Here is an 18,179-nt window from a genome sequence, read left to right as displayed (position 1 = left end):
CATATTTAAGGCTTGCTTTCATCAGATTGCGTCCAACTTATCAAGAATTTTCTCGAATTGCTTTCGCTTTATCTGCATACGGTTTCCATTCATAATGACCCAGTTTGAGCCGATATTTTCCTCAGCTAAACGGCGAAGTTTATTCTCTCCGATACGGAAGTATTTTGACGCTTCCTCAATCGTCAGCGTGTACTTTTCCCAGATAGGCACATCAGTATTGTTTGTCATGTATAAGCACCCCCTTTACTGTGTGTCTTTTAGAAGCAGACAGACGGCTTTGGAAAGCTCCACTGGCATTTCAGCCATTCCCATTCCTGTGGGCAGAACCGCACCATGCGGGTGTATCATTATCCTGTGAATACAGGTCGTGGCAAAACGACTTTTCCAACGGTCGCTCTCGGATCACTGCATGGGTCGCTCGCTTCCCCTTATGGAAAAGGTCGTGGCGTACAGTCCCCGTGGCTCGCTGTATCACAAACGTATCTGTCTGCTTTATTCACTTGTCAAAGAACAGTGGCGAAAGCCATAGGCTCTCATGTGTAAAAGCAGAGGGCAGGACAGGAAAGAGGGGATTTCAACAAATCATGCCCTGCCATAATTGCTTTATTCTTCTGTTGGAACAGTACCGATATCGAAGTCTAAAATCATTTTGATAATAGCTTCTCTGATACGCCCTTTAAGCTCCATATCTACTACGATATAAACATTACCGTATTCATCATATAGAGGACGCAAACAGCATTTTGATATGTACGGGTCATAAAATGCCAGTATTCTTTCAATAGACTGTTCATTTCCGTCCACAGCAGATGAAATAAGTCGATAGGGTGGAAGTTTGTACCCTTTTTTCATGTTTTATTCACGCTCCTTTGTCAGTGTTTTCTTCAAATTTTGTAAAGCTCTGTAACGGTTTTTAAAAACTCCTGCTCTGGAAATTTTCTGTGCTTTTGCAATTTCTGTATCGCTCATTTCCAGAAAGTAGTACATCAGAAGATTTTCACGGTTGCGTTCCGATAATTGCTTTAACGCTTCTGAAAGTTCTTCATCAAGCACTCGGATTTCAACGCCGCATACTTCAAACACGGTATAGTCACTCATGTACTCGTCCCATACAGCCAGCTTTTCAACAACGATTTCTGGAAGTTCACAGAAAGGAATTTCTTTATCTTTACGACGTTTTAATTCCTTTTTATAATTCCAGATAACGCCCTTAACAGTACGTTTGAGCTTACAGTCAAACTGACACTGGATTGTCTTTTGGAAGTCAGACGGTTTCATCATCTCACCCCCTCTCTGTCCAGACGTAAAAGGTATCTATCCCTCTTTCCGCCCCACATCGGTACAGGAGTGGGTGATTTGCTAACCTGTATAAGAAAGAAATTCAAAAAAATATTGAACTTCTCATAAATAACAAAAACAGTCAATCAGCACATGAATGTACCAACAGACTGTTTTTGCTATGTTTGCGATATGAATTTTTAACTCATGTTTAGGGTGTGCTGACTGGATAACCATTGTAAGGCGGTTATTCAGTTGTGAATACTGGCGTGTTCGCTGATACGCAATCATAGCACACCCCCCTTATCCAGAGCTGTGCCGTGAGTGCAGAAGAAAAGGACAGCTCTGGTTATCCAAAACCGTCCTAATCAGATTGAAAGACATGGAAAAAGATATTACCTTAGAACGGTTTTTTTTATTTACCGTCAAGGTAATATTGATACGAATTACTAACGCATAATATATGCGCTTTTAACACATTCTAATCATGTGCCATGAAGTATAAACTCATGACAGGTGATTTGAAATGAGGAAAAAGAAAGACACGCACAGCTTTGATTTCCGTCCGTTAGGACTGGCAATCAGAGAAGCGAGAGAAAAAGCTGGGCTTTCCCGTAATGATTTAGGCGATAAGGTCTTTTACGGAGAACGTCATATCGCAGATATTGAGAATATAGGGAAACACCCCAGCTTCCAGTTATTTCATGATTTAGTGACAATGTTCCATATCTCTGTTGATGAATACTTCTATCCGCAGGAGAAAGCGGAAAAATCTACAATCCGCAGGCAGATAGACGTATCGCTTGATGAACTGACAGATGAAGAACTCAAAATCATTCAAGGAACAATCGACGGTATCATGAAATACAAGGGGACGGGAAGCAAATAGGCTTCTCGTTTTCTTTTTCCTCGCATAAGCTATCCTGCTGATCTGCTTTGCAGGAAGCAGGATAAGCACCTAAATCTTAGTTTTCTTTGTAATTGTGTAAATGTATTCTTCTGGTGTAGGTATCTTATTACCAAAATACTTTTTAAATCGTTTCTGTACCACTGGGTCTTGACTATTCATAGAGTTGTCAATATTCTCCTGTATTTCAGCCCTAAACTCTGGTAGCGACAATCCTCTGGCTTTTGCCCCAGCTTTTAAAATAGTTCTCATATCTCGTTTTTTAAGACCAATCATTTTGTCACCTCATTACCGATTAGATTAGAAAAGAATTTATAATCGCTATAACAGATTTATCAAATACGCTAACTTTATGCCTTGTTACTAAATTGATAGTATCGTTAATTGAAGTCAAGTTACCATTTTCCAAAAAAGCTAGGCAATTACATTCTAATGCAATGATAACTTTGTCTAATGTCCAGCAAGAGGATAAAGCTATCCTATGAAAGATTGCACATTCTTGTAGTTCACTTAAAATAATATCTTTATCAGCGTCCATATCTAAAATTGCAATATTCTCTAAAGAGCCGTTATTTATCGGGAGTAAATAATTCTGTATCTGTTGAAAAATCGCTAACCCTTGATAATCTGTAATATATTCAACGTTTAAATTTGTAAGAGAGAATACCTTAATCATTATTAGCCTTTCATTCTGCGTTTAAAGATAATAACAGACGGAATGATAAGTACCAGAGCGTATCCTAAAACCCATACAAGCTGTAATGGTATATCTGAAAAATTACCGTTTATTGCATAATTTACCGCATTTACTGCATGACTGAATGGTAGTAAATCGCAGACCGTTTTGAATGTACCACCAATCATATCCAATGATAAGACAGCACCACTTAAAAACACTGTTGCATTCACTAAGATTGTTCCAAATCCATTGACCGCATTATTTGTTGAAAGTACACTACCAATAAATAAGCCAAAACTGATAAATAATATCGCCACTGGAATTAAGGTCAAAATAGCTATAAAAATATTTATATTTAATTCTAATCCGAAGAACAGAGCTACACCAAAACAGCAAACAGCCTGTAAAATTGCAAGCGGAATTATAGGTATAGAATATCCTAAGATGTAATCAATTCCCTTCATAGGTGACGCAAATAATCGGGTTAGGAAAGAACTATTCCTATCGGTGGACATCAACGTACCTACAAAGGTACTTAGAAACGCCATTCCTAAAATCGTCATACTCGGTGCAAAATTTTGGACTTCAAATACATCAGCCATTCCACCGATACTTTCTTTCATCAAAGCTAACGCAATAATCAGCAAAACAGGAAATCCGAGACACATGAGAATACTCATGGGATCTCGCACAATTTCTTTAAAATTACGTCCTGTAAAAATAGTAAATCTCATAATTCAGTACCCCTTTCTGTATACATCAAAAATGCTTCTTCAAAATTTCTAGCACCAGATACCTTGATAATTTCATCAGCCGTACCAAGAACCTGCACAACACCCTTATCCATAATACAGATACGGTCAGCTAATTCCTCTGCTTCTTCAAGATAATGTGTTGTTAAAATCAAAGTTAATTTTCCTTTCAATTTTTCCATTGTTCCCCATAATTCTCGTCTTGCTCTTACGTCAAGCCCGATTGTCGGTTCATCAAGGAAAAGAATTTTAGGATTACTTATCAAAGCCATTGCGATACTTAATTTTCTCTGCCAGCCACCCGATAACTGTTTTGCTCTGTCATTTTTTCGGTCAGTTAGTTCAAAAGTTTCCATGATTTTGTCGGCTTTTTCCCTTGCTTCCTGTTTAGAACTACCATGTAAGCGGGCAATCATCATCAGATTTTCTTTAACTGTCAGCTTTGGTGCAACGGCTGTTTCCTGTGGAGAAAGGTTGATAATATCTTTTACTTTATCTGCCTGTTTTCTCAAACTGTTTCCTAACATAAGGGCATCACCACTTGTTGGCTCTGTCAGACAGCTCAACATTTTAATAGTTGTTGTTTTTCCTGCACCATTTGAACCAAGCATTGCGAAAAATTCTCCTTGTTTGATATTAAGCGAAAGAGAATTAACTGCTGTTAAATTTCCATATCGCTTTGTTAAATCTCTAATTTCTATTGCATTCATTCTTTGTCCTCCTTTTGAAATGCCATTTGAAACGCTTCGTTACAACCGTCCATTTTCTGTAAGGCAATTCCTTTGTCTTTATCAGCAAGTAACACTAATAGCTCGCCGATATGAATACCAAAGAAATCCCTTACCTCTTTTGGAATAAGAATTTGTCCTTTTGTTCCCACTTTTAAGGTGCCTAAATATCGTCCATTGTGGGAATAGTGTTCTGTAACATCTCTATTCACTATATCTCCTCCTTTTGGTATAACAAGTATTACTTGTTATACCAATATTAACACCAGCAGAGTAAAACGTCAATAGAAAAGTATTACTTTTCCTACTTTTTGCTAAAAGTTATAAAAAAGACGGTGCCATAAGCACCGTCTTAATAATTTAATTTATTCTGACTTCGTAGGTGATTGCCCAGAGTTAAACACTTGTTCAAAAAAATCTTTGTAAACCTCATATTTTTGAACAGCGATACCTTGTTTTGCGTCTGCTAATAAGACCAAAGTATCACCTGTACTGATATTTAGCATTTCTCTTGCTTCTTTGGGTATAACAATCTGTCCCTTTGGACCTACTTTCACAGAGCCGACAAATTTATCATTCTTTGTTTTTTTGTTTTCATCAGACATGAACTCGCTCCTCTCTAAAATCGTATAACATTTCCTACTTATTATACAACTCGAACAATAAAAAAACAAGTACTGGTTTTACTCTATTATCTTCCAGTTACTATCCTTATGAAGCGTCAACTCATACTGTGATACCTGTGTTGCCTTTGTCTGGTTATCAATGAACTTCACAGATACCTTGACATTCACATTATCTCCGTCCTTTGTAAATACTGGGTTTACTAGCTCGGAAAAGAGATAGTCCCCGTTTATCGGTTCAAGAGCGTTTCCCTCTACATAGTAGGCAAGCTCCTTATCCGTTGCGGTCGGGTACAGCTTAAAGAATGTTTCCAGAAACGCCGTAGCGTCATTTACCGTATCAGCGTCCACGCTGTTGTCTGCTTCCTGTGCCTTTGGTTCATAGCTGGATTTTTCCATAGCAGGGGCAAGGGTAGGGTTCTGTATGATAACCATATCCCCGTCAGCGTCCACATGAACGGTCACGGTATAGGTTTCTGATACGTTCCTTGTCTGGTCGCCCTCTTTTATCTGCTGATCTACTTCGTAGGTAACAGAAAAAGCGTTCTCCCCAAACTGTTCCACGTCCCAGATAAGTACATCCGTGACCGTGGAGCTGGTCGGTATATCCGTCCTTACCGTATCAACATTCAAATCCTGCAATTCCTGTGTCAGATAGGCACTGATAGCCTGTGTCCTTGCTTCGATTGCTTCCTTGCTGTTGCTCCATGTGTAGTAGGATTTACAGAAATTCTTCACGAAATTTTCTATCCCGTTGGTGTCATTCAAGCGGAGCTGTATGGTTTCTATCTCATGCGTGGTGTGCTGGTCGATAGCGGTAAAGTTCTTATACACACCAAAGCTCACGCTTGCGATAAGCACCACCCAGAGGGCAATGACGGATTTCTTATGCGTCCCCACTTTCATAGTGCGGACTTTCTTTTCCTTTATCGGTTTTTCTTTCTTCTTGAACATGATATTTCCATTCCTTTCTTTCTATTGCTTAATTCTGCCAGCCCCGATAAGGTGCTGTTGCCAGTAGGAGCTTGTAAGGTCGGTGTAACCTATCGGGTCGCCAGCGTGGTACATCTGATTGTTTCCTACATAGATACCGACGTGCGTTACATACGTTCCCGCATTGTAGGTACTGTGGAAGAACACCAAATCCCCAGCCTGTGCCTGTGAAAGCGGGATATGCTGGGTAGCGTCATACTGTGCCTGTGCCGTTCTCGGCAGACTGATACCAGCCTTTCCATAGCACCATTGAACCAGTCCCGAACAGTCAAAAGAAGTGTTAGGATTGCTCCCGCCGTACACATAGTCCCAGCCTTGATATTTCAGTGCTTCGTCCATGATTTTTTGAACGGTCGCATTATCGAATTTTGTAATCGTTAAATATTGGTTGACTATCTCTACATAGAACATATTCCCGTAGGCATATCGCCAGCCACCGTTGCGGGCGACAGCAATAGGGTTCGTGTAGGTGACTTTCTTCCCGCCAGACTTGTCACGGGCGAAATTCTCTGCCAGCGTGAAGCTGTGCTTTTTCCCATTGGAAGCCACATAGCCGATATAGCCACCGCCATAGTTATAGGACTGTATCACCACGTTTATATCCTCTATGCCTTGATTTTCTGCTGAAGAAAGCAGGGACGCAAAATATTTGCACCCCTGCTTGATTGAACTTTCCGTATCAAGGGAATTAGGCGGTAAGCCCATGCTCTCGGAACTCTGCATAACGTCCTCGGCTGTCCCGCCACTTTCCACCTGTATGATTGCCAGCAGATAGGGGACGTACTCGGATATGCCGTACTCTTTAGCGTATTTCTCTACCATAGGCTGATGTTTCAAGACCTCTGCGGACAGGTTCATGCCCGTTACCCATGAGGAAGAACCACCGCCCCCGTCGTCGTCCTCGGCACTGATAAGCACACCAAAGAAAAGCACTATCGCAAGAAGAAAGGGAAACAGACTGCCGATAAGGGCGATATGTCTTAGCTTCATTTCTTATGTCCTTTCTTTCCTGTCATGTTTAGGGTCGCTTTCTTGATGGTTCGCTCTTTTCTGGTGGTCTGCTGGTTCAGCTCTACACCATTGAGCCTTGTTCCGTGTTTCTGCAATACAGGTTCAGCAGATTTTGAAGCAAGCGGACGCTCCTTGACAGGTTGTGCTTTCGTCGGCTCGGTATGTACCTTGTCCGTAGTGACAGGACGCTTGATTTCCTGTGCTTTTCCTGTATCTGTCTTTGACGCAGGAGAAGCAGTCACAGGTCTGTCATGGGGACGGGTAGCTCCTGTTGTCGCTGATCCGTCCGTCGCTTTGCCAGACTGCTTTGCTTCCTGTGCCTTTTGAAGTTCTATACGCTTGTCAGCGATATTCTGTCTGTGTTGCTCACGCTTATCGGCACGCTGGCTCTGTCTGGTTTCCTGTCCCTGCACAATGCCACGCTTGAAGCCGGACACATTTTCCTTTGCCTTTTCCTTAGCGGAGTGCAGGGCATAGGCGGTCTGTGTCGGCATATCCTTGATATTCTCCTTGACAGCCGTTGCCTTGTCCTTGACCTTGTTTTTTGTATCAAGCACCGCACCTATGGCTGAACCCGCTCGGCTTCCAAAAGAAGTATTTTCTCGGCGTTCTTTTCTGCCCGTACCAGCTCTAGTAGATTTCCCAGAACCGTCATTCATGGTTGTTCCTGCTACTGTACCAGCCACCGCACCAGCAACGCTTCCAGCACCGACAGCCCTTGCGATACGGTGTTCCATACGCCTAGCCCTGTGTCGCATGAACATGTACGGGCGACGGAATATCCTGCGTCCCATGCTCTGGCTGTCCCCAGCATTTAAGCTGAACATACTCATAAGGTCGCCCAGCTTCATGTAGATACCCGCAAAGCAGACTATCTGTAAGAACGCAATCATAAAGAACGGGTAATCGGTAGAGATGTTGTAGAACATACTGGAAATACTGAAAGCCACCGTAACAATGAGCGTTATCCCCGCCCTTGTCATAATCGTATTGAACACTCGCACGATTGCCTGTTTCGCCATGTTCTCATAGCTGGGTATCATGCTCAAAAGAAAACTGATAGGCAGGAACATAGCGAAGATGATAAAAAGTATCTGGGAGAATATCATCATGCCCGTAAGCAGGAAAACGAATATCGTTATCCCCAGATTGAAGATGAGCAGGAAGAACACCATTCCCAGACGGTTGATGACCTGCGGTATCGTCAGATTGTCGTTGTCGTTATCCTCGATTTCTGTTTTTACCACGTCCTCACGGGTCGCCCCGTCGTCTGCTGACGGACTGGCAGATACCAGAGCTTCCACACGGTCAGCCCCGATTTCCTCTATATCGCTGTTACCGAACTGCAAAAGTAGCCACGGCTGTTGTACCTGTATGGAAAACAGGCTGTCCCTTATCAAGTCCACGCTGTCTTTTCCAGCACTGTCGCTGTCGGGAAGCATGATTTTTGTTCCCAAATCCAGCGAAGCGGTACTTATATCACTGGAAAAATCGTTTATCTTCTTAATGTAGTCGGGAGCGTAGGCAATAAAGGAAGCGGACAGCACGAACACCACAACAAAGTTGATAACGGCGTGTAATGCCTTGCTGGTTTCTCGCTTGATAAGTCCCGTGTAGGCTACATAGATACCCACTACAAGGATAATAAGAAGCAGGAAACCCACATAGAAACCCGTACTTTCGAAGCCGTTTTCCGTTACACCCGCTAGGGTCTGTATGCTTTTGCCGATACTGTCTGCCATGTCGTTGATGAAGTCCAGCTTATACGCCTGCTGGACGACGTACCCCGTGGCGTTGGATAGATACAGACTGATAGTCCAGATAAAATTGGTGATACAGTACAATCCGTATTGTACGGACTTACCGATACCATCCAGCCAGTTCCACGGAAGCCAGCCCCAGCTATTGTCCACATAGAAGTCAAGCTGGTAGTTTTCCAGCGGGTACTGCGAATACAGGTTGTCCGCATTGACCGTATCATCAACCAGCCCTGTGGCATGAGCCACCGTCCCGAACAGGGAGAGGAACACAACAGAGCTAAAAATGACTATCAGAGCAATCTTGAAAAAGCGAAAGAGCTTCTTTTTTGTCAGAAGCCCCTTTATCCTATCTTTCATCACTCCACCTCGCTTTTCACGGGCGGTCTGGTATCAAAGGCGTGCAGTAATTCTTCAAAAACAGGGTGTATCTGCACCACGCCCACACGCCCGTACAAGTCTTGAAGCAGGCATTGTCCGTTCTCCAAGTCACGAAGTCGTTTCTGGTTGTTCTCGTCGTCCTTGTCGATACCGAAAAATTCAAGGGTCTGCTTTATCTCGTTGATGTCCGTAGAGCGGAAAGCGAATTTCAGCCCGATATTGTTCTTTAGGCTCTCTTTGGACACGTCGCCAGAGGATTGCGTGACGAAGTACACGCCAGCCTGCATAGCACGTCCCGCTCGCACCAGCTTGTTTGAGAGAGTTTCGCCCTGTGCCACGTTGAGGAACGCCCACGCTTCATCTAAATCCACGATTTTAAAGATACTGCGGTCTGAATGAATGAAGTCTAAGGCAAAGGTACTAATGACAATCAGCATAGCCACGGACAGCAGTTCAATGGTCGTGTATTCCTCAAAGGTCGTGTCCTTGTCTGGAAGTACCAAATCTGCCACCTGTATGATATTGAGCTGGTTGTCCAAGCTGATAGCGTTAGACACCGAACCGTCCGAGAACAGCAGATGTGCAAAGTCATAGTCCGTAAAGCTGTCGATATGGTCGGCAATGTTGCGGGCAATCGCCGTGTCCTCTCTGCGTAGCTCGTCTATCACATGGAGCAAGCCTCGCTGATCGCTCTGGGTCACGGCTCGCACCGCTTTTCTAAGGACAGGGAACTTCTCACCGTCCCTAGAGGAAATCCCCGTAAGGAATGTGAGAATGTCTATCGCCAGACTTTCAGCGTCCTTTACATTCTTCATAATCACGAACGGGTCAAGAAGCCCTGCATTTTCCTTATCGCTGGTAAGATTGACGATATTGATTTCATGGGCTATCTCTGGGAGCGTTTCTTTCCAGTTGCCACGCTCGCTTTTAGGGTCGAGAATGACCGCCTGTCCACCAAAGAGGACGGAATAATAGACAATCAGATTGTTACAGAACGATTTTCCACCGCCAAGACTTCCCACAAAGGCAGAAGCCAGAGCATTGGTGACTGTCCCCTTGATACCCTGTGAAGCAAGAGAGGGCTGTAAATAGACGTTTCTTCCTGTATCTACGGAATAGCCGATATAGATACCCGTATTCTCGCCAAGCTGTTGTGTCGCCCCGAAGCCAAGCCCTGCCAGAAAATCACTCTTGACATATTGCACATAGTCATTGATGTAACGCTTGCTGGCAGGGAGAAATTCAGAGTGAAGCCCCAGCATATCCCCAGCGGGTCGCACCAGCTTGACGTTCAAGTCGTCGTAGAAATCCTTGACTTCATCACAACGGCGTTTCAGCTCGTCGAGGTCGGGAGCGGACACACGGATAACGTAAGAAAGTTTATACATACTTTCCTTGCTCTGGTCTAAATCGGTTTCCAGCTCATCCACGCTGTCCAGTGCGTCCACCACATTTGAGCTGGTTTCGCTTCCAGACTGATAGGCATGGTTGTCCAAATCTTTCAGCTCTTTCTTTTTATTTCTCACCGTGGAAAGTGCCTTGCGGTTGCCGACGATTTCCACATTCATACTTGTGTCCACAGGGAAAGTGAACTGCTGTTGCTGGAAGTAGAATATCTCACTGGACGGAAAATCCAGCTCGCCCACAATCGCATTAACGGTAAAGTAGGACACGAAGCTTTCGCTGTCCTCATATTCCAGACGCAAGTATCGCTGGCTTTCCTCTATCAGACAGCGGGTCGGACGGATAAGGTCATACTGCTTGATAAGCGTTGCCTTTTTCAGCTTCTTCTTTGGAAGCGAATATTCATAGTCCTCATACGCCACGCCGTCCCTGCCGTAGATATGCTCGATAAGATAGCCGAAGTCGTTCTTATCCAAGCGTCGGAACTTGAAACGGCGGGAGATTTTATTTTCCAGCAGTTTTTCCATTTTCATGTAGCGGTTGATTTCATCATCTGGCATGGAGATAAAGTCGTTCATCAGCGTATGGTTGACCTCGTTCAAGAACTCTTTGAATGTCATGAACGCCGATTTCTTCATGCTGTCAAGGCTGACCTTTTCCTCTGTCACAATGAGCTTGAAGCCAATAAAAAAGCGGTAGTCCACTTGATTGTCCCCAATCATGCTTACTAACGCTTCTGTCTGTTCGTCTATCTTCTGTATCGCCACATCACGAAGTCGTCCCGTCACCAGCTTTTTTGACTGCTCCTGTATGCTTCTTATGGAGCTTTCCGTCGCTATCTGCAAGGCGTGTATCTTTCCCTCACGGGACTGTGCGATAAGCTGACGGAAGCTGTCATGGACGATAAACTTCTGCTCCGCTGACAGAAAAGAATAGTTATACGGTATCAGCTCATAGTAGGCGAATACCTCATTGTCCTTGTTCCAGACAAGGTTGTTGTCGATATATTTAATCGGGAACATACATCACACTCCTAACTGCCGTGACGGGTTCGCTGAACACTTCCTTTTCCAGCTTCACGGCTTTTCCTGCATAGGTCACTTTTGGTCGCAGGACAAACGTAATCTGCGATTTCAAGAAGCTGTAAGGCTTCTTGCCGTCAAAGGTCTTTTGGCTCATAAACCATGTGAGGGCAACAGGAATACCGAAATATTTCAGAAATGCCCCCTCGATAAACGATAACGGCGGTAAGTCCCCTAAGATAATGACGGCAAACTCCGTGATGACAAACCACGTTATCTGGGTAAAGGTAACAGGAAACGGGAGAGTAAAGTCATTGATTGCATACAAGACTTTCTCCACGTTCCAGATACCCGTGTAGCTCTTAATCTTTTTCAATTCGTTTCAGCTCCTTTCGTTGTAATGGAAAAGGACAGCCGTTTTTCAGACTGTCCTTGATAGAAAAAGCTGTCAGTAGCGACCTTGCCTGTCGCTGATCTGCCAGCTCTAATATGGTATCTCGCATATCCCACGGCTTGTTTCAATGAATGTCCCCTCTATGGACAAGTCCCTGCCGTATGCTTCATAGTCGATATAGTTCTGCAACGGTAGCGGTATCTGTCCCAATACCTGCAACTCGTCAATGAAGTAATAGGCAACGTCGGTCATGTCCCCGCAGTCTGGATAATAATAAATCTCGTCCTTATGCTCGTAAACTTCTTCCAGACTTCCATAGTAGGAAACAAACTCGTCCAGGGCGTCCGTGATATAGTCGGGAAGCTCACAAATCATGTCGTACATCTCATTGAGTTCTTCAATGGAGATATACTCCCCGATTTCAATAGGGAAGTTGTCGGTATCATGGACAGCGTATTCCTCATAATAACTGTTCAGCCCGATACGCTCCGCTATCGTCTCCTCGTCGATAGGGAAAGAGAACCAGTCCCCGACAAGTTCGCCCTCATTGTACTTGCCAAGATTAGCGATATACACCCTCATGTCGTCCACCACAGGCTTACACCTCTTTTCTACGGAAGCTCATAGATACCGTGGTCGGTTTCCACAAAGCGTCCGTTGTCGTCAAGGTACTGCCCGTAGGCTTCATAATCGAAATAGCGGATAACATTCTCACTTAGGGAAGTAAAGTCTAGGTCATTGTTCAGTATGTGGCGGGCAACGTCCGTCATGTTCTTACACCACGAATAATGAATGATGTCGTTTCTGTATCGGTGCAGTTCGTCAAGGTCGGTGAAATAGCACATCAGCTCCCCGTAGTCCTTTTTCAAGTCAGAGGGTAGGCTTTCATAGGTATGGTACAGGTCGTCGAGCCTTTCAATGGTGGTATCTTCCTGCACTTCATCAGCAAAGGGAAGCTCCTTGCCCGTGATAGAGTAATAGTCGATATCTACATCAATCCCCAGCAGTTCTTCCACCTGTTCTGTGTCGATAGGCAGGGTGAACCAAAAGGCTCTGATTTCTCCGTCTGTCGGCTCTCGTGCTTCAATCTGCACACGCATTTCTTCCATATTTCATCACGTCCTTTCTTTGTAACGCTTCCTGTATGACTGCATAAGGCACACCGAATACATAGCGTGAAAAATCTTCCAACTGTTTCTTAGGGTAGTCGGACAGGCAAAGGCGTTTTATCTCAAACCAGACCGCACGCTTGCAGTAGGGCAGGTCGGAAAGATACGGACACCCGATTTTTGCCTGCATATCCGTAAAAATGTCTTTCAATCAATCACTCCAATCTGAAATTTGAGTATAGAAAAAGCGGTTGATCTCCAATGGAGTAACCGCTTTCAACGATAGGCTACGCTCCAATGATACGGTTGAACAGCTCTAACAGCACGTCCTTGACACCGCCTGCATTGAATACCAGCCCGACGGCGATTAAGGCAATCACAAGGAAGCCGATTAACTTAGAAAACTCTCTTTTAAATCCTAAGTAGATACCGATTACCACGATTGCCATAAGCACCAAGCTCTGTGCGTTGCTTAAAAACCAGTTGTATAAGTTCTGTCCGAAATTCATTCTTTATCAATCCTTTCTTTCTTGATTTCTTCCATTTGCTCGTCAGCCATTTTGCTGACCTGTGCAATACACATAAGGACGACACCAATACCCATTCCCAGCGATACCAGCACCAAGTCCTTGACAAGTTCTGCCATAGTCAAAATTCTCCTTTACTCTGTGATAAGTTCCTCTGTGTCCGCTGTCTGCTGTCTGATTATCTGCAAATGCTTTTCCGTCAGCTTTGCGTTGTCCTCAATCTCTTTCAGATAGCTTGTGCTGTTGCCTGCGTCTATCTTTTTCAGCATTTTCAGCGTAGGAGCGACCTGTCGGCTTATCCAGCCCAGCGTCCTTTCCAATGTGTAAGGCTCTGGGTCTGTCGTCAGCTTGACAGGCGGGCGGTCTTTCCCGATAAACCACGCCCAGCGGTCATTGAGCTTCCAGTCTGTCTTTCGCTTCTCCGGCTCTCTGTCCACGAAGCGGATATAGTGATTGATGATAGAAAATGCCGTCTGTTCTGCGTCATAATGGGTCAGCAGTTCACGGACGGCATAATAGGCTCTTTCATCTTTCAGTCGTATCTCGAAGCGGTTCTTTATGGGTGCTTCCTCAATCGGTATCCCCAACTTTGCGTACTGTTCGTAGTCTTTCTCATAACAGCAGAAGTAGACTTCCGATTTCAGAGAGCCGATATACAGCGTGTGTCCCATGCCCGCCTTGTCCTGCTCGTTGTGCTTCACCAGCTCACCGGAAGCATAGGACTTGAAAGAACGGAACAGGGAAACACATTCCTCACGGTTGCATTTGGCGGTCAGATCTGGAATATCCAGTATGCCCGCCCTGTCGTTAATCGCAAGGTCAAGGCGTTTCATCACACCGCCCTCAACCAGAGCGTCCATGAGGAAGTCATACCAGCTTCGCTCCTGTGCCAACAGATAGCTCTCAAACTGGCGACAGCCTTTTCCTTTCAGCTCCAGAAGCGTGCCTTTTTCCTCGTCCTGCGAGGTGTAGACGAACACATCACCCAGATAGTAATGCTCGGTGTATTTGTAATGTCCGTAGTCCTCATGGAGCATATAGTCAATGTTGAGCTTCAATATATCTTTGATAACGTGCTGTATATCCAGCGTGGGGAAACGGATACGCACATAGTCGAACAGCAGGAACATGGGAGCGTCGGGATTGAATTTCTCGACAGCTTCCATGAGCTTTTCCTGCATATCGTCCGTGGGCTTGACCTTTCCCGCTTCAATACGGTTTAGGTGTTCACGACTGATACCAGCCATGATTGCAAGCCTTGTCTGGGACACGCCGTAAGATAGGCGTTTCTCTTTCAAGGCGGTTATAAAGGTGCTTTCATTCAGCCTGCATACCCCCAATCGTGTATTTTTAGAAATCTGTGATATTTTCCGCCGATTGTCACAGCCAGCCATGAGTAAGGGAAAGCCCTTATACCAAGCGGGATTTCCAGACTTTTTGACCGTAGTTTCCAGCGGAATTGTGCCCCTCTGTTAGATACCGAGGGGCTTCTTTCGTGGAGCAGGGCAAGCCCTGCTCCACAGGACGGCTTACACGGTCTGGTTCGCTTCGCTGACCGTTCCAGCCGTCAGTGGTTCAGTCTATCCTTGTCATGCCCGTATAAACTACGATAACGTCGGTATCGGCAGAAAGGCATTTTCTGACAATATCCTTGTCAATCTCGTATTCATGGTATATCTGTCTGAAAAACTCCTTATCCACCACAAGAAACGTAAAGCGGTAGTCAAACCCATGAATGGAAAGCCATTCGTCCAGCACCACGGAAAAGAGCAACGGAAGTTTCAATCTCCCAAGCCCCGCTTCTGTCAGAATATCTTCCATGCGTGCATGATAGGCTTCTGTCGGAAATTCCTCGCATTTATCATCAGTCGTGCCAGCGACACTTTCCAAGTCCGCAAGAAAGCGGTCAAAGTCTACGCAGACACCCTCAACATGAAAATCAGTGTTAGGGTCGCTGTAACCCATTTCTAAAAATCCCATAAATTTTTCAATTCTCCTTTCGTTCATCTGATACGGTTTGTCTTGCCAGTGCAAGAGAGCCGATAGCCTGTAAAAAATCATGCCCCTTTGGAACAAGGGGAGTGTAAAACTCCGATATGACGCTCGTTCCCACATCACAATAGCCACGTCCTTTGATACGCTTCTGGAAGAACTGTTTCTTTACGTCGCTTCCGAAAAGCATACCGTAGCCTAGCTCGCTGATACGCCCCAAGCCCACACGGAAGTTGAAGTTATCTCTGATACCGTCTGAAAAATACTTTGCGTCGGGTCGCTGGCAGGCAACAATGAGAAAATAGCCCGCCTGTCTGCCGAGCATGACGATTTTCTTTAGCTGGCTTAAAAGGCTTATGCTTTCCTTTGTCCCCAGCATTTCCAAGAACGCCACATACTCGTCAAAGATAAGGAAGCAGGGCGGTAAGCCCAGATAGGCATAGTTTTCGCCCGTCTTGTAGTCTGGGTGTTGCTTCATTTCCTCGCTTCGCTGTATCATGCCCTCATAGAACGCATTGACACATTCAATCATATCTTCTTTGGTATGGTACACGTTATCCATGACCGTACCCAAGTCCGCAAGGTCAGCGTTCTTAGGGTCTAAGATGAATAGCTGGGCGTTGGTCTGCAAGAGGGCTTCAATGATTGTCAGCAGGAAATAGGTCTTTCCACCGCCAGTCCCGCCACAGATAAGGGCGTGAGGGAGTGCGTCATATTCCCATGTGAGGTTCTTCATCAGACGCAAGCCCCCGTTTTCTGCTTTTACTTCGTCAATCGAGATACGGTTCGCTATCATGTCATAAAGTAAAACGTATTCGATATAGCCGTCATGGAGCGTCTTGTCGGTCAGCTCACAGTAAAGCCCGCTTTCCAGTTTATCTTCCAGTCTAAGGAGCTGGTCTTGATACTTTCCCAAAGAGATTTCACAGCGGATATGAAGCAGTCCCGTTTCCATTTGATAATAGATTTTAGGAAACCAGACAATTTTTTCCCTTGATCTGCCTTGCAGGTCAGTGAAAAAACCGCTGTCCTGTACGGTCTGTGCTTCATACCACTTATTGTCCAGTATCATGCGGGAGAGCTTTTGGCGGTGTAATAGCTTCTTGAAGCTGTCATAGCGAAAGCGGTAATAAAGAAAAGCGACCAATGTACAAACACCAGTCGCTATCCCTATGGTTATGAAGTTGTATGTAGAAAGCGTCAGCCCATTATCAAGTAAACTGAAATGTTCCCAATCGGTACGCATGAGCTGTCCCATGTTCAGTAGCAGGAGAACCGCCACGAACAGGAGCAGGAGCGTACCCGCACAGAAGCGGTACACAAGGTTCTTGTCGCTGGCTCTGATACGCTTTCCCTTGTATTTCAATATGTTCATAAACACCCCTTTCTGGATATGGAAAAAGCGGTCAATCGTAAAGACTAACCGCTTCGTGTAATACTGGATATAGATTGAAAATCAATAGTTATTTGAGCTTTTCAACATCTTCAATGTAAATAGATACCTCGCCACATTTAGGGCAGATAGCCACTTTAGGTTTACCCATTCTTCCACCAAATAATTTGTTTTCATCTGATGATAAAACGATACCATAACCAGCTCCCTCAACTTTAACAGCACAATTTTCTTTCATTTCACTGCCACAGCGAATACATTTACGCATTTACCAGCACCTCCAAAATCGTAATTTATAAGCTCATTATATCTCTATTCCATATCATCTACAATGAAAATATGTTTTGCTAATTATTTTTTCTGCTGTCCCTGCGGAGCGTGGTTCTGCGGATTGCCTGCGGGCTGACCGCCTTTATTCTTCAATACAATGTCGTCTGCCTTGATGTACCATTCCACGTCTGCCCCTCGGTAGTTGGCGTTTGCCACCGTATCGGCAACAGGATTGATAAGCTCCACCTCTGCATTATACGGGTAGTCCTTGACAGGGATTTCCGCTGGGATAGATACCTGTATCGTGCGTTCCTGCTGACTGCATTTCAAGTCGTAGGTTCTACGCTTGATTTCTTCGCTGGTCGTCCCGTCCTCATTTTCTACACGCACCTCATGTCTAAGGGCAGAGAATTTCAGCACTCCAAACGTCTTTTCCTTATCTAATACAATTCCATTTGCTAATCTCATATTCTGTTATCCCCCTTTACTTGCTTTCCTCGACTGGAAGCATATCGTCAGCGTTTAAAATATAGTTGGTGTAGCCACGACCTCGCACGTTCTTTCCCTCGGCGGTAATCTTAGGATTGACGAGCTTTACTTTCTGCTCATACTTGAAACGCTTTTCCCCAGCCTTTGCGGGAAGCACCACGATAATGTCGTCGGCTCTCTGAATGTCGGAATACAGGTTATAGCTTCTTGTCACGGGAACAAAGCGACCATTGACACGCTGTTGCTCCACGTCATTTTCTCCTGCAAACTCCAAATTTCCAAATGTCTGTGCCATGTTAGGCACGATATATTTTAATTTCATGTGTTCTACCTCATTTCTTTCTGTGATTGATATGTGGGGAGCTACACTCCCCACGCCCCTAGTGGACTGTTCTTTTCCGTTGATCTGCAAGCAGAAGAACAGAAAAGAAACAGTTTCGATTATCATTTCCTGTTACATCAGAACATAC

Annotated in this window: 26 protein-coding genes; 1 reads left to right on the top strand and 25 read right to left on the bottom strand. The window is 44.7% G+C overall.

From position 1 onward, the window contains the following. Positions 1 to 21: 21 nt before the first annotated feature. The 3 genes from V2W16_RS04760 to V2W16_RS04750 form a co-directional block, all read right to left on the bottom strand. A complete protein-coding gene (locus tag V2W16_RS04760) occupies positions 22 to 228 on the bottom strand; it encodes an excisionase (protein ID WP_116632633.1) in 207 nt (68 codons plus the stop codon). 375 nt (positions 229 to 603) lie between these two features. Beyond that, positions 604 to 852 (bottom strand): helix-turn-helix domain-containing protein, encoded by a 249-nt coding sequence (locus V2W16_RS04755; protein WP_021421703.1) that lies wholly within the window; start codon positions 850 to 852, stop codon positions 604 to 606. Positions 853 to 855: 3 nt separating this feature from the next. Then, complete coding sequence (locus V2W16_RS04750) at positions 856 to 1,278, bottom strand: RNA polymerase sigma factor (RefSeq protein ID WP_021421704.1); 423 nt, start codon at positions 1,276 to 1,278, stop codon at positions 856 to 858. A gap of 526 nt (positions 1,279 to 1,804) precedes the next feature. On the opposite strand from V2W16_RS04750, the gene V2W16_RS04745 reads away from it, so the two are divergent. Next, on the top strand, positions 1,805 to 2,167 hold the full coding sequence (locus V2W16_RS04745; protein ID WP_032509185.1) for a helix-turn-helix transcriptional regulator: 363 nt from the start codon (positions 1,805 to 1,807) through the stop codon (positions 2,165 to 2,167). A 69-nt stretch (positions 2,168 to 2,236) separates the two neighbouring features. On the opposite strand, the gene V2W16_RS04740 is transcribed toward V2W16_RS04745, so the two are convergent. The 22 genes from V2W16_RS04740 to V2W16_RS04635 form a co-directional block, all read right to left on the bottom strand. Next, positions 2,237 to 2,461 carry a hypothetical protein gene (locus tag V2W16_RS04740; RefSeq protein WP_074141164.1) on the bottom strand — a complete coding sequence of 75 codons (225 nt, stop codon included), beginning with the start codon at positions 2,459 to 2,461 and terminating at the stop codon, positions 2,237 to 2,239. A 19-nt stretch (positions 2,462 to 2,480) separates the two neighbouring features. Then, complete coding sequence (locus V2W16_RS04735) at positions 2,481 to 2,861, bottom strand: hypothetical protein (RefSeq protein WP_074141165.1); 381 nt, start codon at positions 2,859 to 2,861, stop codon at positions 2,481 to 2,483. 2 nt (positions 2,862 to 2,863) lie between these two features. Then, positions 2,864 to 3,598 carry an ABC transporter permease gene (locus tag V2W16_RS04730; RefSeq protein ID WP_074141166.1) on the bottom strand — a complete coding sequence of 245 codons (735 nt, stop codon included), beginning with the start codon at positions 3,596 to 3,598 and terminating at the stop codon, positions 2,864 to 2,866. Continuing rightward, positions 3,595 to 4,326 (bottom strand): ABC transporter ATP-binding protein, encoded by a 732-nt coding sequence (locus tag V2W16_RS04725; RefSeq protein WP_074141167.1) that lies wholly within the window; start codon positions 4,324 to 4,326, stop codon positions 3,595 to 3,597. The genes V2W16_RS04730 and V2W16_RS04725 overlap by 4 nt, the downstream gene beginning before the upstream one ends. Beyond that, positions 4,323 to 4,556, bottom strand: coding sequence for an AbrB/MazE/SpoVT family DNA-binding domain-containing protein (locus V2W16_RS04720; RefSeq protein ID WP_074141168.1), 234 nt, complete (start codon positions 4,554 to 4,556; stop codon positions 4,323 to 4,325). The genes V2W16_RS04725 and V2W16_RS04720 overlap by 4 nt, the downstream gene beginning before the upstream one ends. A 153-nt stretch (positions 4,557 to 4,709) precedes the next feature. After that, on the bottom strand, positions 4,710 to 4,949 hold the full coding sequence (locus V2W16_RS04715) for an AbrB/MazE/SpoVT family DNA-binding domain-containing protein (RefSeq protein WP_074141169.1): 240 nt from the start codon (positions 4,947 to 4,949) through the stop codon (positions 4,710 to 4,712). A gap of 78 nt (positions 4,950 to 5,027) precedes the next feature. Continuing rightward, a complete protein-coding gene (locus V2W16_RS04710) occupies positions 5,028 to 5,921 on the bottom strand; it encodes a conjugal transfer protein (protein ID WP_075877378.1) in 894 nt (297 codons plus the stop codon). Positions 5,922 to 5,942: 21 nt separating this feature from the next. After that, positions 5,943 to 6,950: a bifunctional lytic transglycosylase/C40 family peptidase gene (locus tag V2W16_RS04705; RefSeq protein WP_075877379.1), complete on the bottom strand. Its 1,008-nt coding sequence runs from the start codon at positions 6,948 to 6,950 to the stop codon at positions 5,943 to 5,945. Then, positions 6,947 to 9,088 (bottom strand): CD3337/EF1877 family mobilome membrane protein, encoded by a 2,142-nt coding sequence (locus V2W16_RS04700; RefSeq protein ID WP_329382338.1) that lies wholly within the window; start codon positions 9,086 to 9,088, stop codon positions 6,947 to 6,949. Before V2W16_RS04700 ends, V2W16_RS04705 begins: the two co-directional genes overlap by 4 nt. Beyond that, positions 9,088 to 11,535 (bottom strand): conjugal transfer ATPase TcpF, encoded by a 2,448-nt coding sequence (tcpF, locus tag V2W16_RS04695; RefSeq protein WP_329382335.1) that lies wholly within the window; start codon positions 11,533 to 11,535, stop codon positions 9,088 to 9,090. Before tcpF ends, V2W16_RS04700 begins: the two co-directional genes overlap by 1 nt. Next, positions 11,522 to 11,911 (bottom strand): conjugal transfer protein, encoded by a 390-nt coding sequence (locus V2W16_RS04690; RefSeq protein ID WP_075877382.1) that lies wholly within the window; start codon positions 11,909 to 11,911, stop codon positions 11,522 to 11,524. The genes tcpF and V2W16_RS04690 overlap by 14 nt, the downstream gene beginning before the upstream one ends. Before the next feature lie 108 nt (positions 11,912 to 12,019). Beyond that, entirely contained in the window at positions 12,020 to 12,523 is a 504-nt protein-coding gene (locus V2W16_RS04685; RefSeq protein ID WP_076779923.1) for an antirestriction protein ArdA, read from the bottom strand. A 17-nt stretch (positions 12,524 to 12,540) separates the two neighbouring features. After that, positions 12,541 to 13,038: an antirestriction protein ArdA gene (locus V2W16_RS04680; RefSeq protein WP_074141189.1), complete on the bottom strand. Its 498-nt coding sequence runs from the start codon at positions 13,036 to 13,038 to the stop codon at positions 12,541 to 12,543. Next, complete coding sequence (locus V2W16_RS04675) at positions 13,013 to 13,249, bottom strand: hypothetical protein (protein WP_329382326.1); 237 nt, start codon at positions 13,247 to 13,249, stop codon at positions 13,013 to 13,015. The genes V2W16_RS04680 and V2W16_RS04675 overlap by 26 nt, the downstream gene beginning before the upstream one ends. Positions 13,250 to 13,325: 76 nt before the next feature. Next, a complete protein-coding gene (locus V2W16_RS04670; protein ID WP_010817890.1) occupies positions 13,326 to 13,547 on the bottom strand; it encodes a hypothetical protein in 222 nt (73 codons plus the stop codon). Further along, entirely contained in the window at positions 13,544 to 13,684 is a 141-nt protein-coding gene (locus V2W16_RS04665; protein WP_021374764.1) for a DUF3789 domain-containing protein, read from the bottom strand. The genes V2W16_RS04670 and V2W16_RS04665 overlap by 4 nt, the downstream gene beginning before the upstream one ends. A gap of 15 nt (positions 13,685 to 13,699) precedes the next feature. Further along, positions 13,700 to 14,890, bottom strand: coding sequence for a MobT family relaxase (gene mobT, locus V2W16_RS04660; protein ID WP_329382626.1), 1,191 nt, complete (start codon positions 14,888 to 14,890; stop codon positions 13,700 to 13,702). A 250-nt stretch (positions 14,891 to 15,140) separates the two neighbouring features. Beyond that, complete coding sequence (locus tag V2W16_RS04655; protein WP_074141192.1) at positions 15,141 to 15,545, bottom strand: hypothetical protein; 405 nt, start codon at positions 15,543 to 15,545, stop codon at positions 15,141 to 15,143. Between the two features lie 7 nt (positions 15,546 to 15,552). Then, complete coding sequence (locus V2W16_RS04650; RefSeq protein ID WP_116632627.1) at positions 15,553 to 16,932, bottom strand: FtsK/SpoIIIE domain-containing protein; 1,380 nt, start codon at positions 16,930 to 16,932, stop codon at positions 15,553 to 15,555. A gap of 88 nt (positions 16,933 to 17,020) precedes the next feature. Next, positions 17,021 to 17,218: a nucleic acid-binding protein gene (locus V2W16_RS04645; RefSeq protein ID WP_070112024.1), complete on the bottom strand. Its 198-nt coding sequence runs from the start codon at positions 17,216 to 17,218 to the stop codon at positions 17,021 to 17,023. A gap of 83 nt (positions 17,219 to 17,301) precedes the next feature. Beyond that, complete coding sequence (locus tag V2W16_RS04640; RefSeq protein WP_054344453.1) at positions 17,302 to 17,688, bottom strand: YdcP family protein; 387 nt, start codon at positions 17,686 to 17,688, stop codon at positions 17,302 to 17,304. A gap of 16 nt (positions 17,689 to 17,704) precedes the next feature. Beyond that, positions 17,705 to 18,157: a YdcP family protein gene (locus V2W16_RS04635; protein WP_425353940.1), complete on the bottom strand. Its 453-nt coding sequence runs from the start codon at positions 18,155 to 18,157 to the stop codon at positions 17,705 to 17,707. Positions 18,158 to 18,179 lie beyond the last annotated feature (22 nt).

Source organism: Anaerofustis butyriciformans (assembly GCF_036289385.1).
GTDB lineage: Bacteria > Bacillota > Clostridia > Eubacteriales > Anaerofustaceae > Anaerofustis > Anaerofustis butyriciformans.
The sequence above is the reverse complement of the archived record's forward strand: the minus strand, read 5'-3'. Positions and strand labels throughout refer to the sequence as shown.

What these genes read in the sequence shown, in the direction of transcription:
- V2W16_RS04730 (WP_074141166.1), bottom strand. Translation starts at nt 3,598, where the DNA reads ATGAGATTTACTATTTTTACAGGACGTAATTTTAAAGAAATTGTGCGA.
- V2W16_RS04750 (WP_021421704.1), bottom strand. Translation starts at nt 1,278, where the DNA reads ATGAAACCGTCTGACTTCCAAAAGACAATCCAGTGTCAGTTTGACTGT.
- V2W16_RS04680 (WP_074141189.1), bottom strand. Translation starts at nt 13,038, where the DNA reads ATGGAAGAAATGCGTGTGCAGATTGAAGCACGAGAGCCGACAGACGGA.
- V2W16_RS04760 (WP_116632633.1), bottom strand. Translation starts at nt 228, where the DNA reads ATGACAAACAATACTGATGTGCCTATCTGGGAAAAGTACACGCTGACG.
- V2W16_RS04645 (WP_070112024.1), bottom strand. Translation starts at nt 17,218, where the DNA reads ATGCGTAAATGTATTCGCTGTGGCAGTGAAATGAAAGAAAATTGTGCT.
- V2W16_RS04715 (WP_074141169.1), bottom strand. Translation starts at nt 4,949, where the DNA reads ATGTCTGATGAAAACAAAAAAACAAAGAATGATAAATTTGTCGGCTCT.
- V2W16_RS04745 (WP_032509185.1), top strand. Translation starts at nt 1,805, where the DNA reads ATGAGGAAAAAGAAAGACACGCACAGCTTTGATTTCCGTCCGTTAGGA.
- V2W16_RS04700 (WP_329382338.1), bottom strand. Translation starts at nt 9,088, where the DNA reads ATGAAAGATAGGATAAAGGGGCTTCTGACAAAAAAGAAGCTCTTTCGC.
- V2W16_RS04705 (WP_075877379.1), bottom strand. Translation starts at nt 6,950, where the DNA reads ATGAAGCTAAGACATATCGCCCTTATCGGCAGTCTGTTTCCCTTTCTT.
- V2W16_RS04710 (WP_075877378.1), bottom strand. Translation starts at nt 5,921, where the DNA reads ATGTTCAAGAAGAAAGAAAAACCGATAAAGGAAAAGAAAGTCCGCACT.
- V2W16_RS04665 (WP_021374764.1), bottom strand. Translation starts at nt 13,684, where the DNA reads ATGGCAGAACTTGTCAAGGACTTGGTGCTGGTATCGCTGGGAATGGGT.
- V2W16_RS04655 (WP_074141192.1), bottom strand. Translation starts at nt 15,545, where the DNA reads ATGGGATTTTTAGAAATGGGTTACAGCGACCCTAACACTGATTTTCAT.
- V2W16_RS04635 (WP_425353940.1), bottom strand. Translation starts at nt 18,157, where the DNA reads ATGATAATCGAAACTGTTTCTTTTCTGTTCTTCTGCTTGCAGATCAAC.
- V2W16_RS04725 (WP_074141167.1), bottom strand. Translation starts at nt 4,326, where the DNA reads ATGAATGCAATAGAAATTAGAGATTTAACAAAGCGATATGGAAATTTA.
- V2W16_RS04755 (WP_021421703.1), bottom strand. Translation starts at nt 852, where the DNA reads ATGAAAAAAGGGTACAAACTTCCACCCTATCGACTTATTTCATCTGCT.
- V2W16_RS04670 (WP_010817890.1), bottom strand. Translation starts at nt 13,547, where the DNA reads ATGAATTTCGGACAGAACTTATACAACTGGTTTTTAAGCAACGCACAG.
- V2W16_RS04735 (WP_074141165.1), bottom strand. Translation starts at nt 2,861, where the DNA reads ATGATTAAGGTATTCTCTCTTACAAATTTAAACGTTGAATATATTACA.
- V2W16_RS04640 (WP_054344453.1), bottom strand. Translation starts at nt 17,688, where the DNA reads ATGAGATTAGCAAATGGAATTGTATTAGATAAGGAAAAGACGTTTGGA.
- V2W16_RS04650 (WP_116632627.1), bottom strand. Translation starts at nt 16,932, where the DNA reads ATGAACATATTGAAATACAAGGGAAAGCGTATCAGAGCCAGCGACAAG.
- V2W16_RS04740 (WP_074141164.1), bottom strand. Translation starts at nt 2,461, where the DNA reads ATGATTGGTCTTAAAAAACGAGATATGAGAACTATTTTAAAAGCTGGG.
- tcpF (WP_329382335.1), bottom strand. Translation starts at nt 11,535, where the DNA reads ATGTTCCCGATTAAATATATCGACAACAACCTTGTCTGGAACAAGGAC.